Annotated in this window: 16 protein-coding genes; 7 read left to right on the forward strand and 9 right to left on the reverse strand. The window is 60.5% G+C overall.

Annotation, left to right across the window (positions count from 1 at the left end; all coding sequences use genetic code 11):
* The first annotated feature begins 202 nt into the window (after window positions 1-202).
* The gene (locus LH464_RS23290) at window positions 203-1015 is read left to right on the forward strand and encodes a hypothetical protein (protein WP_226788803.1); all 813 of its coding nucleotides are present in this window, start codon (window positions 203-205) and stop codon (window positions 1013-1015) included.
* Between the two features lie 64 nt (window positions 1016-1079).
* Here LH464_RS23290 and LH464_RS23295 read toward each other — a convergent pair whose 3' ends face one another.
* Both LH464_RS23295 and traA read right to left on the reverse strand, forming a co-directional pair.
* Window positions 1080-1829, reverse strand: a complete 750-nt coding sequence (locus tag LH464_RS23295; protein ID WP_226788804.1) for a DUF6118 family protein — start codon at window positions 1827-1829, stop codon at window positions 1080-1082.
* A gap of 11 nt (window positions 1830-1840) precedes the next feature.
* Window positions 1841-5413, reverse strand: a complete 3573-nt coding sequence (traA, locus tag LH464_RS23300; RefSeq protein WP_226788805.1) for a Ti-type conjugative transfer relaxase TraA — start codon at window positions 5411-5413, stop codon at window positions 1841-1843.
* A 269-nt stretch (window positions 5414-5682) separates the two neighbouring features.
* Here traA and LH464_RS23305 point away from each other — a divergent pair, with 269 nt between their 5' ends.
* From LH464_RS23305 to LH464_RS23330, 6 genes are all read left to right on the forward strand, one after another.
* Window positions 5683-5949 carry a mobilization protein gene (locus LH464_RS23305; RefSeq protein ID WP_226788806.1) on the forward strand — a complete coding sequence of 89 codons (267 nt, stop codon included), beginning with the start codon at window positions 5683-5685 and terminating at the stop codon, window positions 5947-5949.
* Window positions 5950-5988: 39 nt separating this feature from the next.
* A complete protein-coding gene (locus LH464_RS23310; RefSeq protein WP_226788807.1) occupies window positions 5989-6447 on the forward strand; it encodes a ClpX C4-type zinc finger protein in 459 nt (152 codons plus the stop codon).
* A gap of 99 nt (window positions 6448-6546) precedes the next feature.
* Window positions 6547-7482 carry a hypothetical protein gene (locus LH464_RS23315; protein WP_226788808.1) on the forward strand — a complete coding sequence of 312 codons (936 nt, stop codon included), beginning with the start codon at window positions 6547-6549 and terminating at the stop codon, window positions 7480-7482.
* A gap of 84 nt (window positions 7483-7566) precedes the next feature.
* A complete protein-coding gene (locus tag LH464_RS23320; RefSeq protein WP_226788809.1) occupies window positions 7567-8547 on the forward strand; it encodes a hypothetical protein in 981 nt (326 codons plus the stop codon).
* Complete coding sequence (locus LH464_RS23325) at window positions 8547-8942, forward strand: polymorphic toxin type 33 domain-containing protein (protein WP_226788810.1); 396 nt, start codon at window positions 8547-8549, stop codon at window positions 8940-8942. Before LH464_RS23320 ends, LH464_RS23325 begins: the two co-directional genes overlap by 1 nt.
* Entirely contained in the window at window positions 8932-9312 is a 381-nt protein-coding gene (locus LH464_RS23330) for a DUF4279 domain-containing protein (RefSeq protein WP_226788811.1), read from the forward strand. The genes LH464_RS23325 and LH464_RS23330 overlap by 11 nt, the downstream gene beginning before the upstream one ends.
* Before the next feature lie 139 nt (window positions 9313-9451).
* Here the strand turns inward: LH464_RS23330 and LH464_RS23335 are convergent, their stop codons facing one another.
* The 7 genes from LH464_RS23335 to LH464_RS23365 form a co-directional block, all read right to left on the reverse strand.
* Window positions 9452-9733 (reverse strand): helix-turn-helix domain-containing protein, encoded by a 282-nt coding sequence (locus LH464_RS23335; RefSeq protein WP_226788812.1) that lies wholly within the window; start codon window positions 9731-9733, stop codon window positions 9452-9454.
* A 13-nt stretch (window positions 9734-9746) separates the two neighbouring features.
* Window positions 9747-10058: a type II toxin-antitoxin system RelE/ParE family toxin gene (locus tag LH464_RS23340; protein ID WP_226788817.1), complete on the reverse strand. Its 312-nt coding sequence runs from the start codon at window positions 10056-10058 to the stop codon at window positions 9747-9749.
* A 53-nt stretch (window positions 10059-10111) separates the two neighbouring features.
* Window positions 10112-10441 (reverse strand): stability/partitioning determinant, encoded by a 330-nt coding sequence (locus tag LH464_RS23345; protein WP_226788813.1) that lies wholly within the window; start codon window positions 10439-10441, stop codon window positions 10112-10114.
* Entirely contained in the window at window positions 10438-11112 is a 675-nt protein-coding gene (locus LH464_RS23350) for a ParA family protein (protein WP_226788814.1), read from the reverse strand. The genes LH464_RS23345 and LH464_RS23350 overlap by 4 nt, the downstream gene beginning before the upstream one ends.
* Window positions 11113-11393: 281 nt before the next feature.
* Window positions 11394-12320, reverse strand: coding sequence for a helix-turn-helix domain-containing protein (locus tag LH464_RS23355; protein ID WP_449301442.1), 927 nt, complete (start codon window positions 12318-12320; stop codon window positions 11394-11396).
* Between the two features lie 142 nt (window positions 12321-12462).
* Window positions 12463-12672, reverse strand: coding sequence for a ribbon-helix-helix protein, CopG family (locus LH464_RS23360; protein ID WP_226788815.1), 210 nt, complete (start codon window positions 12670-12672; stop codon window positions 12463-12465).
* 94 nt (window positions 12673-12766) lie between these two features.
* Entirely contained in the window at window positions 12767-13360 is a 594-nt protein-coding gene (locus LH464_RS23365) for a recombinase family protein (protein ID WP_226788816.1), read from the reverse strand.
* Window positions 13361-13756: the final 396 nt, after the last annotated feature.

A 13756-nucleotide genomic window follows, 5' to 3' on the forward strand; every position in this document is an offset into this window, starting at 1 on the left:
TCATCGAAGCGCGGCAGAAAATCACCACCGTCTCCGGCTCGGCAATATGACGCGAAAGGGAACAGTCGGCGCCAACGGGACTGCACGGGATTCGGAGCCTGACGCGGTTGCAGGCAGACCTCCTGATATGCGGGGCATTACCCGCTGGGAACGCGGGGATACGACAGCCTGCTGGGCGGTGACAGTCCGACGGAGAGGCAGAGTGATCCAGAGACGCTTTTTCGATGGTGTCTATGGCGGCTGCGAGGAGGCACTGGATACGGCCAGAGCCTACCGGGATGCCGTTCTGGATGTTTTTCCGCCCTGCACCAATCGGGAGAAGGCTGCAAAGAAGCAGGCGCGCAACACGAGCGGCACCCCTGGCGTCTACCGGGTGCTGCGTTGGGGCAAGACACCCTCCTGGCAAGCGACGCTGACTTCCAGGCACGGCCTCCAGCGCGCCTGGTTCGATGTCGCCAATTATGGCGAAGATGGCGCAAGGGCACGCGCCGTCGCGCAACGGGAGATCTGGTGGAAAGAGGCGGAAATCACCTTTCTGCTCCAGGACGGTCCTTCGAAGGAAGCCGCTGAAACCGCTTTTGGCGATTTACTCGAAGATCCGGACTTGATGGATGAAGCAGCCCTGGCCACCGCGATGCGGGTGGGGGAAGAACGGCTGGCGGAGATCAACGCCCGGTTTGATGCATTGCGGCCCCTTTGGCTTACCCTGCGGCTGGCGCTGCGTAAAACAGGGTCAGGTGGTGGGCAGCGTCTGGTTCTCGTGGTCAGCAACGGTTCACAGGATACGCGCCTGACTGCAACATTCGCGATCAATCCACAAACCCGTCCGCTTCAGGCTGCCCTGAGCCTGGCGCGTGACAAGGCGCTGGAGCTGATGGACCGGCTGTTCCCACCCGGTAGCAGTGACTGGTTTAGCGATGCCTTTGGCACGTCTTTTGATGAAGGCGCTTTCGATTGCGGGAACGGTCTATCGATCCGCGTTCGTATTCCAGGTACGCCTCCAATGACCGAATAGCGCTGAGCAGCAATGAAGAGCCACTTTATATGGCGTTTCCGGTCCCAAGGCCGCGCCGGTTTCGCTACTGCTCCGGCGCAGCCACCGTGATCGTGCATTTTTGATCTTTATCCGTCTCGGCGGCCGCCTCCCGACAGGCCGTCACCGTCTCCCTGTTCGCTTCAATGAGCCGATCGGCCGCCGCCACCCGATTCCACCCGGCTGAACTGCCAAACGCCATCAGACTCATGCCGGCCTGCCACGGCGTTTCGCCCATAACGGTGCTGGCGACACGCGGCGCGGCCGAGAAGGGCAGCACACGCGGGGCAAACAGCGTCAACAGGACGCCAAGCACCAGACCGGCCGCGCCAATGCCAGCTAGCCACTGGTCTTGCCGGCGACGCTCCCGCGCGCTGGCGACATGCACGGAAAGGTTCCGGCCGGCGCGCTCGAGGTCGGATGCCTGGCGTTCGAGCTGCTGCGCGGCGGTGCGTATCAGGCCCTCGCCACTGCGCTCGAGCGCCGCCGCATAGTGCTGCGCGCCCTGCCGAAGAATGGGCGACCGCTCGACACCCTGCAGGCGCTCCCCAACGTGGGCGAGCTGCTGCACGATCTGCGCCAGTTCCGGCTTGTAGTCCTGCGTCGGCCCCTGCCTATCAAATTCCTCAAAGGCGGCTTCGACACCCTTGCGGATGGTGGTCATTTCCCGCGTGAGGTCGCTGGCGAGACTTTCAACCGTTCCCCGTAGCGCATCGAAGGCGGCGGCCGGGTCGTCGGCGTCCTCGTTCAGTGCTTGCCGTGCGATTCCTTCCCTGTCGTCGTCCAGTTCCGTCATGATCTCCCTGCCTACCTTTCCATCCCGCTGTCCCGGCTAAGCCGGTGGCCGCGTGTCATTGCCTCTTGTAGCGCGTGGGCGATGCTCTGTCCCCGGCGCTGCTCCTGCCCGATTCCGAGTTCCTGACGGCGATTGCGCAGGATGGAATCTACCTGCGGGTCGCGCTCAAGACCCTTGATCAGGCCATCCATCTGGCTTTCGACCTTGGCGCGGGCGTCGTCTTGCCTCCAGCCGCGCAGCTCCCGGCGCTGGCGTGATAGCTCCTGCCAGCGTTCAACGAACCGCTCGGCCCGGACGTTCGGGTCGGCTAGCGCGGCATTCTCGCGCTTCAAGCCCTCGATAACATGCGCGACACGCTCCCGGCCGGACAGCTCGGTCATGGCGCGCACCGTGCCCGGGTCATATTGCAGGGTCGAGCGCATCAGGTCTTCCATGCCGTCGCGCACCTGGTCGAGCCCAAGCCCGGCCGCACGCATTTCCTGCCGTTGCATGTCGAGGACCGGCAGGCCCTCGTGCCGGTGCTGGTCGATCGACTGATAGGCCCGCGCATAGCGGTCGACGGCCACCTCAAGCCGCGACTGCCCCCGCGCCCGCTCGGCCAATCTATCAATATGGGGAAGGTCAGGCGCCCGCCCCTCTGGCGCGAACGATGCCCGCAAGCTCCCTTCTTTTTCCGGCGGCCGCTGCATCCGCGATGCCTCGATGCGCTCCTGAGAGGACGCAGAACGGGCATTGAGCTTGAGGCCGGCGAACATGCCGCGCCGCTGCTTCTCGGCCTGCTGCTGCTGTTTCTGGTCGATCGGTGGCCCGTTGTCGCCGGCGCGCTCCCGCTCGGCCGCCGATCCCCTGTCCGCACGGTGCTCGACCCGCTCCTGAGAAAGCTGTTCGCGCGCAATCTCGATCTCGCTGCGGACACCCATGCGCTCCGCGATCCCGCGCCGCTCGGCAAAGTCCTTGGCATAATCGAGCGTCGTTTCCTTCACGCCCGACCGGGACAGGCGGCGCTCAAGCTGATCATAGGCCAGATCGCCGGCGTCCTGAACCTTCCATGTGTTGCGATGCGTCTGCGTCCCATCCGGCAAGGTGACGGGGGTTGAGCCTAGATGCTGAAGGCCGATCTTCTCCCCGATCTCCGGCGCGCGCTCCGCGCCCTTCATGGCCCGCTCAAGATCGACGCCCCATAGGGTGCGACGCTGCCCTTGGTCTGTTTCCAGCGTCACGAAATAGCTCTGGCCGTTACCGTCCTTGTGCTCATAGGGTGCCGCCCCATGCTCGACCAGGCGGCCGGCGTAATGATCGGCAAACTCTTGCCTGTCCGCATAGAGCTGCACGCCGTCGCGATGCCGGGTCATGGCAACATAGGTGAGATGCCGGTCCATCGTCCCCGACGCCAGCACATAAGACCGATCGACCGTCGCGCCCTGGTTCTTGTGAACCGTCGTCGCATAGCCGTGATCGACCGCCTGATAGTCGCCCATCGGCACGCTGACGCTATCGCCACCCCGGCCGTCGAGCTGCACGACGATCATGGGGCCGGCACCCGGTCGGTCGGCCTCGACACGCTCGACCGTGCCTAGCATCCCGTTGTTCACGCCAAGGTCGCGATTGTTCTCAAGGAACACGATACGGTCGCCCGGAGCGAACTCCCTCTGCCCGTCATTGGTCTGGAATATCAGGCCGCCCCCAAGGGCACCATGCGCCAGCTCGCCCCCGTTCAGCCCATGGCTGCGGGCCTGTAGCTCGGCCCGGATCGCGTCATTGATAGCGCGAACATCGGCGCGGCGATGCGCCATCGCCACCCGGGTTCCCTCCGGCCGCTCTTGCGCGTCGGCAAGGTAGTCGCTCACGATCTGGCCGCGCGCGTCCTCGCCCGTCTCGGCAAAGCTGATATTGCCGCCATCCCGATAGGCCGCCAGCCCTTCCGCCGTCCGGTGTGAGGCGAAGGCGACCGACGCCTCCCGCTGCCAGTCTACACGCTGCCGGCGAATCTCCGAAAGCTCGGCATAGCCGATCTCCTCCGTGATCGCCCTGAACGGTGCACCGGCCCCGATCGCCTGCAGCTGCTCGTGATCACCGACAAGGACGATCTTTGCCCCGCGCGCCTCGGCCTCGGTGACGAACCGGGCGAGCTGGCGGCTCCCCACCATGCCCGCCTCGTCGATCACGAACACGTCGCCGCGGTTGAGCTTGTAGCGGTCCCCACTATGTGGGTTGTCCCAACCGCGGGACCATGACGCCAGTGTGCGGCTCTGGATGCCGGAACTTTCCTCAAGCCCCTCAGCCGCCTTGCCCGACAGGGCCGCGCCGTGGACGGTATAGCCCTCGGCCTCCCATGCTTCGCGCGCCGCCGCAAGCATGGTGGACTTGCCAGCGCCGGCATAACCGACAACGGCGGAAATTCGCTCCGGCCCGGTGATATGCTCGATCGCCCGGCGCTGCTCGGCGGACAGCCCGGCCGACATATCTCCGCTGCTCCGCTGAATGGCGGCGTCCTGCGCACCAATAGCTTGGCTGACATGCCGGCGATCGACGCCATGACCGCGCGCTGCGTGCATCCGCTGTGCGCTCTCGACCATGCCGGATTCGATCTCCACCATTTCCCGCGTCGAATAGCGCGCAAGTTCGATCTTGCCTGCATGGTCCCCCACTACGTCGGCGCGCTCGGTCTGAAGCTCGACCAGGGCCGGCGAGGCCATCACCTTCGCAAAGGCGTTTCTAAATTCCTGCGGATCGTCGTTGATGTAGCGATGCAGCGCCCGCGCAATGTCGCGCCGATCAAACACGCTCTTTTCCCCGGTGATCAGGGTCAGAACCTGCTCGGGCTTCTCGCGGATCAGCTCGGCATTGCGCTGCGCAGCCTCCGCATCCACCCGCGTTCTCGACACGGCCAGGCCCCGCCTGTCCATCTGCGTGGCATGGACGCCCACATGCTCGGTCGGCACGATCTCAAGCCCGCGCTCCTTATGCGAACGATGGTCGATCCGAAGATCAAGCAAGGCCTTCGCCAGCCGCTCGTTCGCAAGAACCTCCCACCGCTGGCGAAGATCGCAAAGCTGCATGTCGGTGGGCGGCAGGTCGTTCGCCAGGAGCCATTTGTTCTCGCGCTCAAGATAGGTCTTGTCGCCTAGAGCGTTTTCGCCAACCTGCCGCGTCGTCATCATCACATGAGCATGATGATTGCGAACGTCGCTGGCATCGTGCGGCTGATGAATGGCGAAGTCCACCGCCGCGCCGTAACGGTTCGCCAGCTCCTGCGCGATCTCCCGTGTTGCCTCTAGCCGATCCTCGGTCGAAAGCTCATGCGGCAAGGCAATCTCGAACTCGCGAGCAACGCGGGCATCTTTCCGCTTCTCGGCAAACTCGGCGGCATTCCACAAGGCTGAACGATCCCGCGCCCAATTGGCGTTGACGCCTTCCGGCAAGACGATCTCCACATGTTCTACGCCCTGCTTGGCCGTATAATCATGCGTGATACCGTCTCGCTCGTTCGTCAGCTTCTGCCCGGTACGATAAGCCATTGCGGCGACAGCACTACGGCCCTTCGCCCGCGAAACTGGCTTCATGCTGAAATGGTAGATCGCCAAGTAATAAGTTCCCTTGCCGTTTCATCTTTTCCACCAGATATTAATATGGTGGCGCGCTGAGTTATGCAATAACTCGTAAGTGCGCCCTTCCAAGATCAATCGCTACGCTCTTTCGCTTCTTGGTGTGGTACTCGCGGCAAGCTCGATGCGATCAACTGAGGCAGCTATTGTGCCGCAAAGCCGGCGAATTTCAAGCGTGACTGAGAAACATTGGAAAAGGCGCACGGGAATGATAGCCTTGGCAAACAAACTGAAAAGGAGATTCGGACATGGCGCGCAAATCCATCGAAGAACGTCTCGCTCAACTGGATGCACAGCGCGCCGCTCTCAAAGCCCGCCTGTCGAAACAAGAGCGCGCCAATGACACCCGTCGAAAGGTGCTGCTTGGGGCGCTCGTTCTGCGTCGCCTCGAAAATGGCAAGGATGATTTCTCGCGCAACCTGTCAACTTGGCTGCGGCGGGAACTGCCCGGCTTCCTGACGCGCGACGGCGACAAGGAACTCTTTGCCGATCTGCTAGCCGCAAAGGACGATTAAGTGACCAAACCTCACCTTCGTCACCTCGCAGGAGCCCGGATGACAAAAAACGACCAACCCAAGCGCTCTGCTGAGAAGCGCCTGTTCTTTTGCTCCTTCTGCGACAAAAGCACCAACGATGTCGCCACGATGATCGCCGGTCCGACAACCTTCATCTGCGACGAATGCATTGAACTTTGCCTGTCGATGATGACCGAAGCGGCGGCCAAGGCCGATGCTGAGCAACAGGACAAGGATGTCGGCCTCCCCGGTGGGCATCGCAAACCGAATGCCTGGGGGCAACGGCAGGCCGCCGTCTGGGCAAAAACTGTCCTCAGGCAGTTGCCGAAATCGGCCCTGACAGATCTAGAACGAGCAAACGCGCTGGATTTTCTCACCCGCATCACCGCCAGGATTATCGAGATCGGCTATGAGCGCGGCGCTGCCGACGAAGGCGACCGCTATGAACGGGACCGCGAGCGGCAAGAAGCAGAATTACGAACGGAGGGGGAAGCATGAGCCAGGCGACGCTCGCATGGGCCGCTTTTGCGAGCTGCTTCGCCGCATCACATCAAACCGGGGTTTGTTGGAGTGACCGGGAGTGAGCACGAGATCGACATGAAACAAATCGTCTACCAATGGCGGCCGGGCGCTGGTTCTGAGGTCGCCGCGCTCGCCCGCATGCGCGACACATTCCCGCGCCCTTCCAGTTTGATGGGTGAAGCATGGTTCATGGGCGAGAAGCGCCACATGTTCACTGATTTGATGGGAGACCTAGACACCCTGCCTGTCAACGCCCTTCACAAGGCACTGGAGGAAATCGCCAGCGGAACCAGCTCGTTCGGCCCCCGCGAGGAATGGCGTGACTGGTTCCATTACCTCTTGCCACACCTCGTCCCGCGCGCCACCGAACGCTATGTCTCGGCATTGAGCGAAACGCTCGTCACCGCGTTCATGACGCAATACCCCTGCGGTGTGGTTGACCCTCCCTATCCGCAGTTCCGGGAGGACGCTTTGAACACGCTGGGCCGCGCGATGATGAACCCAGCCTGCTGGCACGATGGCCGGATCGTCAACGGCACCTTGTTGCATCGAACGAAATGGCCCAACGGGCATTGGGGCTGGCATGATGCAAGCGGGGACCTCTCCGCCTCCATGTTCTTCAACCTGAAATACCTATCGCCCGAAGAAATCCCCGCATGGATCGCATCCGTCCTCGCGATCGCCTGCCCCTACTGGCGCGCGCAGCTTCTGGTCTGGTTCGTCGGCGCTCATGACCTTCTCGAAGGGTGCATCGAGGATCCCTCGGGATTGCCGCATCGGGGGCCGAAGATCGACTGGAACTGGGCGCATTGTCTGAAAATGGGGAATCTCGCTCCCGGCGACCCTGCGCCCTTCTTCCCGCGCGCAAATTGTCAAACCATGCTCGAAGGTCTCACCAAGATAATGAACGAAGATCTGTTGCTGCAATGGCTGATGACCATCGCCGAAGTTCCCGAACTCGAGACCGAGCTCCTGGCTCTACCAAGTCGTTTTGAGGAGCTGTATTTGTAAGCCAGGTGTTTGGTCCCATTCTTTAATGGGCCATCCTTATCGTACGAAATCGAACGATGTTCTCCCAAGTAATCTTAAATCCTTATGTGGGTCTGTTCCCTTCCTACTCAGACCCCGACTCTGGCTTTCGCCGCTCGGCACGACGATGGCGCTTCTTGTGCCGAAGGCCTGTCCACCAAGCTGACCGGCGCTGGCATCGCCCACCGCTCGCTCTATCTCAAGGCCGACAGCAGCCTGATAGCGGGCGGCCCGTGGCTGGCCGATCTCTACCATCACCACCTGACCGACGATGACCTCTATGAGCCTTACGGCGACAATTCCGTGGTCATGAGGCGCAACGTCGTGCCGAGGCCCGCCGACCCGGTCGCCCAGATCGAGGCGTTGCTCGGCATCCTCACCGACAGCCGCGCCGCGGTGTTCTGGATTGGCGACGCGTCGCTCACCGAGGAAATCCTCTACCAGCACCTGCGCGGCCTCAACCGCGTCACCATCGCCACCGAGCCGGGCAGTCTGTTCAAGACCGAAACGGTCACCTTCCGCCATGCCGACGCCAACGTCATGGCCCAGGTCCTGCCCGTCCTCGACGAACCGCGCTATGCCCGTTTTCTAGGCCCTGCCCTCGCCGTCCTGTTCACCCCATACGAGGAATGGGGTGGCGACTGCATTCGGGCCAGGAATCTCAAAAACCCGCTCTCCTTCACGATCCCGAAAGGCCCGCTCCACTGGGACCAGAAGACCTTGGACGCCATCAGCGAAACGCGGATGGTCAGGCTAAGCTGGTCGATTGCCGACTATCTGCGCGATGTGGCCCCCGACAAAACCGGCGATATGTCCGACGAAGCCCTGCGCGGCAGGGCGCTCGACTATATGCGCGAAGCCAAAAAGCTCGGCGTCACCCATGACGTCGCCTACGCCAAGTGGTCCTACATGCGCCTCACCGGAACGTCTGCAGATTTCGGCAAGCTGCAGACGTTCATGACCGATGCGTCCGTTTCCCATTCTGCAAATGACCGCGTCAAATACCTCATGGAATTCCAGATCAACCAGTTGCAGGAAGCGCGCTGATGGCTGTTGCTCTCGCCATTCCTGCGGCCATCGAGGGGCTGTTGTGGGCGCTTGGTATCGGCGCTTCCGGAACACTGGCGATGTCATCCGATGCGCGGGAAAAGGCCGAGAAAAGGTACAAGGCTGCCCCAACAACCGATGCATGCTTAACATGCACGCCGCCGCCGGAAGACGACGAAGAGAAAAAGGCAAAAGACGCCAAGCGTATGTCGGACAAGGAGTTGGATAAGGCGGCAAAGAAGAATGGGTTTAGAGATGCACACGAGCTAAAACGAGAATATAGGTTGAACTCAAAGAGCGACATCTTTGCAGGAAAAGATGGAACTATGTATTCTGGGCCTAGACAAGGCACAGGAACACCAAGATCACTTGGGATAAATATTCATGGAACGTAAATTGTGGATTGATCTTTGCTTGGAAGGGAACCTTACTCCTCCAAAGGAGATAACACGAATTTTGAATGTAACTCCTGACAAGGAAATGCTTAGAGGCGAGAGAGATGGCAGTAAGGACTTGCCAAGATCTAATCTGTGGTCAATATATTCAACAGGCTCTTCCGATGAAGTTGAGGATCATTGGAAATCAATATTTGGTAAAATTGAACATGTATGGGATAAATTCGAGGAGATATCAAAGAGCGGTGAAGTGATGATCACAATCATAGTTGACGCAACGGGGCGCATACCATCGGTTATGATTCCGCCTCAAATGGCGGCGGCTGCGGCCAAACTCAATGCCTACATTGACATCGATTATTATCAGTAAAGGACGTGCGCCGTTGCGATTGGCTGATCGTTATGGCGGTCGTATTACTTGGGGCGGCGAACGGTAGTTTTCGCTTTCCACCGTATATCTGTGCCCTTTTAATATTCAGAGGCCAAGGACGGCCGGGGGCTGGTTGTGCCTATGCGGCCTCTGCGATATCGAGCCGCACCGCAAGCCCGGACTGGGTAGCGAGATTAATCAGCGTATCGAGGCTGAAATTCGTGATCCGGCCCCGCAGCAGGTCGTTAAGCCGGGGCTGCGTGATCCCGAGACGCCGTGCCGCTTCGGCCTGGGTGACGCCCCAACTCCGTACCCGCTGCTCAACGGCAATCAACAGATTGGAACGCATGGTCATGTTCGCGGCCTCGGCCGGCGTATCTTCCAGTGCATCCCATACATTCGCAAAGCTCTGACGTTCCATTGTCACGCCTCCGCTAGATTTGCCGCAACCGGGTCGCGGCTAGATCCAAATCTCGTTTCGCCGTCTGCTGCGTCTTCTTCTGGAAGGCGTGCAGCACATAGATGGCATCTTCTATCTTGGCGATGTAGAGCACTCGGAAGGCTCCTGCCTCGTCGCGGATGCGGATTTCCCGCACCCCCTGCCCTACGCTCACCATCGGCTTCCAGTCGCTCGGTTCAAAACCCTGCTGAACCTTGTGAAGCTGGACACCGGCCTCTTTCCGCGCCGTCTCGGGAAACTCCCGCAACTGCTCAAGGGAATCCCCAAGAAATTCGAGCCGCTTCATGTCAGCCATGAACCCTTTATATCAAAATTTGTATAAACTGACAAGCGAAACCGCTACTGCTCGCCTTCGCCAAGTGCGCTCATTGCACGCTCGATCGTCTCGGCAAGCGTGATCTCGTGGCGGTCGGCATAGGCATAGATCGCCTCGATAGTATCGGCCCGTAGCCGGGTTGCAAACTGCTCGGTGCGGCCTGTTTTGCGACGCGTGCGGCGCTGGGGTCGCCCAGAAGAAGACGGGAATAGCTCGGCGGCTTTCGGGGTTTCTCGGAAGCCCGCAGCGCGGGCGGCAGCCTTGACCGCGTTCGGATCAACGGGGGGCACTGGCGGCGTGTTGAGTTCGTCGCCAAAGTCGAGCGTTGCGCGTTTTTTGTCGTCGGCGGTCATGCTGCGTTCCCTCCCCTAGTGGCGTTGATGACGGCTTGCGCGAATTCGCGGGCGTTTTCCTTGGCTGTCTCCAGCCCGGACACATCGGCCGTTTCTAGCTCGTGCAGCGTGCCGCCCAGGGAAAACAAGGCCCGATAGGCCGCCCGGTCGATCAAAGTCGCCGGCAGCACGGGGACCGCAGCGCCGGTAAACTGCCGCTCTATGTCGCGCGCTGTGCGCTCGCGGATTGCGGGCGGGACGCGGGTAAAGAACACGCGATATGGAATTTCTCGATTCGCCACCTTCCACATTTGGCGCACCAGCTTGACCGATTTCGCGGCCTCGGCTGCGTCGAGAACCGAGCTTTGCAGCGGAATCAGAACCAAATCCGACCGGGCGACGGCGAAGCCGACGCGATCGGTCGCGGTCCCTTCTAGGTCAACTATGACGAAATCGGCCTCGGCGCGGGCATCCTCGATCGTGTCTATGATTGTTTCGGCCGAGTCATCGACTATGAGCCGCAGGGTTTCCGGAACCGGGCGGAGCTGCGACCAGGCTACAAGGGGCCTGTTGGGGTCCGCGTCGATCAACGAGACCTTGCGGCCCGCCGCGACTAGCTCGCCGGCGAGGACAACGGCCGAAGTCGTTTTACCAACCCCGCCTTTGCTCGAAACAAATGATATGACCGCCATACGCCCTCCGCTCATCTAATAACTAGCAGCATGTTAGCAGTATGCTCTTTATAAGCAGTTAAGCAGCCACTTATAATCTTATCCTAAAATGATAGCTGCTAGTAAACAGCTATCATTTTAGCCGCACCCCTTGCCGCGTGCTTTCTCTCGAAAGCCCATACGACGACAGCCGCAGACGCTAGGGTTACGGTTTTTGCTCTGAGGGTGCCGAACCGGACCGCCTTTTACGTGGTCCGGAACCGCCGCAGGGCCGCGTGAGCGGCCCGAACAGCGGCGACCGCTTATGTTTTCACATAGAGAATAGAATTAGAGGGGGATTCAGTCTGGTTATCGGACTCACGTTTCATGAAGCTCTTTGCCATCTTCACAAGGGCCTGCCCGAGCGGGCTATCGCCGGCGTCTAGCTGCGTCCGCTCATCGAGGGGGAGGGGCTTCTTGTAGGCGTCGATCGACTCGCTCCATGCCTGCTGATCCTGTCCATGATCCGAAGGCGGGGGAGGGGCCTTGGCGAACCGGCCAAGGAACTGCCGGGCCTTTTCCGGCAGGGACAGGCGATAGGCATTGCTCGCCTGTTGCACCTGGGGACCGCGCCCCTCGTTGCCGGTCGGCTCGTAGCGGCGCAACCAGTCAATGAAACCATGCGCCCGCAGGTTCTTCAGCGCCCGCACAATCGTATCCCGCGAACGGCCCAACCGATCCATGATCGTGCTGATTGACGGCTCAAGCCGGCCGGTGCGGAAGTCGATGAGATTGACGAACAGCCGCAGCACGTCCAGCGCCACCGACCCGAGCGGGCCGCTGCGCTCGCCTTTCTCGTGCAAACCGGCCTCGTTGTAGATTTCGGCCGCCTTCAAGATCGCCTGCACGTCCTTGCGCGTCGTCGGCCGCCATATCTGGCCCTCGGATCGCCCCTTGAAATGGCTATGCCGGCGAACTGGCGTCGGGCAGCGCGGGGCAGGGGGCGGCATGACTAGACCAAGCCCGGCCTGATCTCCCCGCCACGCGGCCCGCCGTTCATGGGCGAGGGTGGATAGCTCCCCGGCCTCGATCTCGGAGAGCTGGCCGGCGCTGTAGCGCGTCCAAACCTCCCGCATGATTTCATCAAGCGCGTTTCCGCGCGCGCAGCCAATCGCGGCCGCAATCTGCGTCCTCAACATCTGTCCTTCGTCCTTCCATTCGGAGGACATGACGGCGCGGACGACGGACAAAGATTCCCCGTTCCCGGCGAGACTCTCTCTTGCCGGGTGGTTCACTCTCGACTATGTTAGGGGCTGTTCAGGCGCTCCTAACAAAGCCGTTTCCGTGATCCGAAAACCCCTTGCCGCTGCTAACGGCTAGGGGTTTTTCATTTCATGCCCTCGGTGCGTTCTCGATATAGAACCTCAAAGCTTCTTCAATGATCGGGGCACGCGATGACGCGCCCATGGCTTCCTTCATCTGGTCAAGACGCGCGACCAGATCGGCGGGAAGATCGGTGTTCACATAAATACGGCCGGCCGCCTTCAACCGCTCCCGATGGGCGGCGACCTTCTCTTTGACTGGTATAGCGGTTCGACTCATAGTTACAGGAAACCGCGATTCTTCCGATTCTACAACCCCTTGAATCCAGACCGCTGAAAATGGGGTCGGAACAAGATTTGCAGAAAATCGTACGCTAAGCTCGAACGGACCGTGAACCTTCGTCGCGAACCCGCATGATGGTCTGGCGGCTTACCCTGAATTTCCTGGCGATGGCCGAAACGCTCATGCCTGTCACGAGATCGTTGCGGACATCCTGCTTCTGCTCATCACTGAGCGTCGAAGGCCGTCCAAGGACCTTACCTTCCGACTTTGCGCGCTTAAGACCGGATTGTGTCCGCTCAATCAGCAAATCCCGCTCGAACTGAGCGACGGCGTTGAGCACCTGCATGGTCATCGTGCCGGCCGAACTGGTTAGGTCCGCGCCGCCGAGCGCAAGGCAATAGACGCGCACGCCCATTTCGGTAAGCCGCCTGACGGTGGTACTGACGTCGATTGCGTCGCGGCCGAGGCGGTCGAGCTTTGTCACGATGAGAATGTCGCCGGACTCCAGCTTGTCCATGAGTCGGGAAAAGCCGCGGCGCTGCGCAATGGCGGTGCTTCCGGAAACCGTCTCGGTGACGATCCGGCGCGGCTCGACGTGGAAACCGGCGGCTTCGATTTCCTGGATCTGGTTCTCAGTGGTCTGTCCGATCGTGGAGACGCGGACATAGGCAAAGGTGCGTGGCATGGGGTCAATTTTGTCCGAATAAGCTGTCCGAAATATCCCTTCTGTTCAAAATCCTGTCAAGATAATTTGTGGACATGGTGTTTTGCCCCTGTACGCAATCGACCGTTTTCGGACAGGGGATACGGAGTGCGTAGTTCAATGTCGTATGTGGGTCTCCGTTCGAAGAAGTGCGGGAACCCGCGGAAAATCAAGCTTGGCGAAAGTCCGCCAAAAATATTTTCGAAAACCGATTGACTCGTTACGAATACTCAATTCACAATTGATTGTTATACAATCCACTTTGCCAGAAAGTGAGTTTGGCCGAGGTAGTCGGGGGAGTCTTGAATGAACGTAATACCCATCGTCCCGCAGCTTCTGCAGAGCCATGACGTGGCGTTCTCGTTCTGGGTGAAGGAC

The organism is Pseudorhizobium xiangyangii (assembly GCF_020531965.1).
GTDB lineage: Bacteria > Pseudomonadota > Alphaproteobacteria > Rhizobiales > Rhizobiaceae > Neorhizobium > Neorhizobium xiangyangii.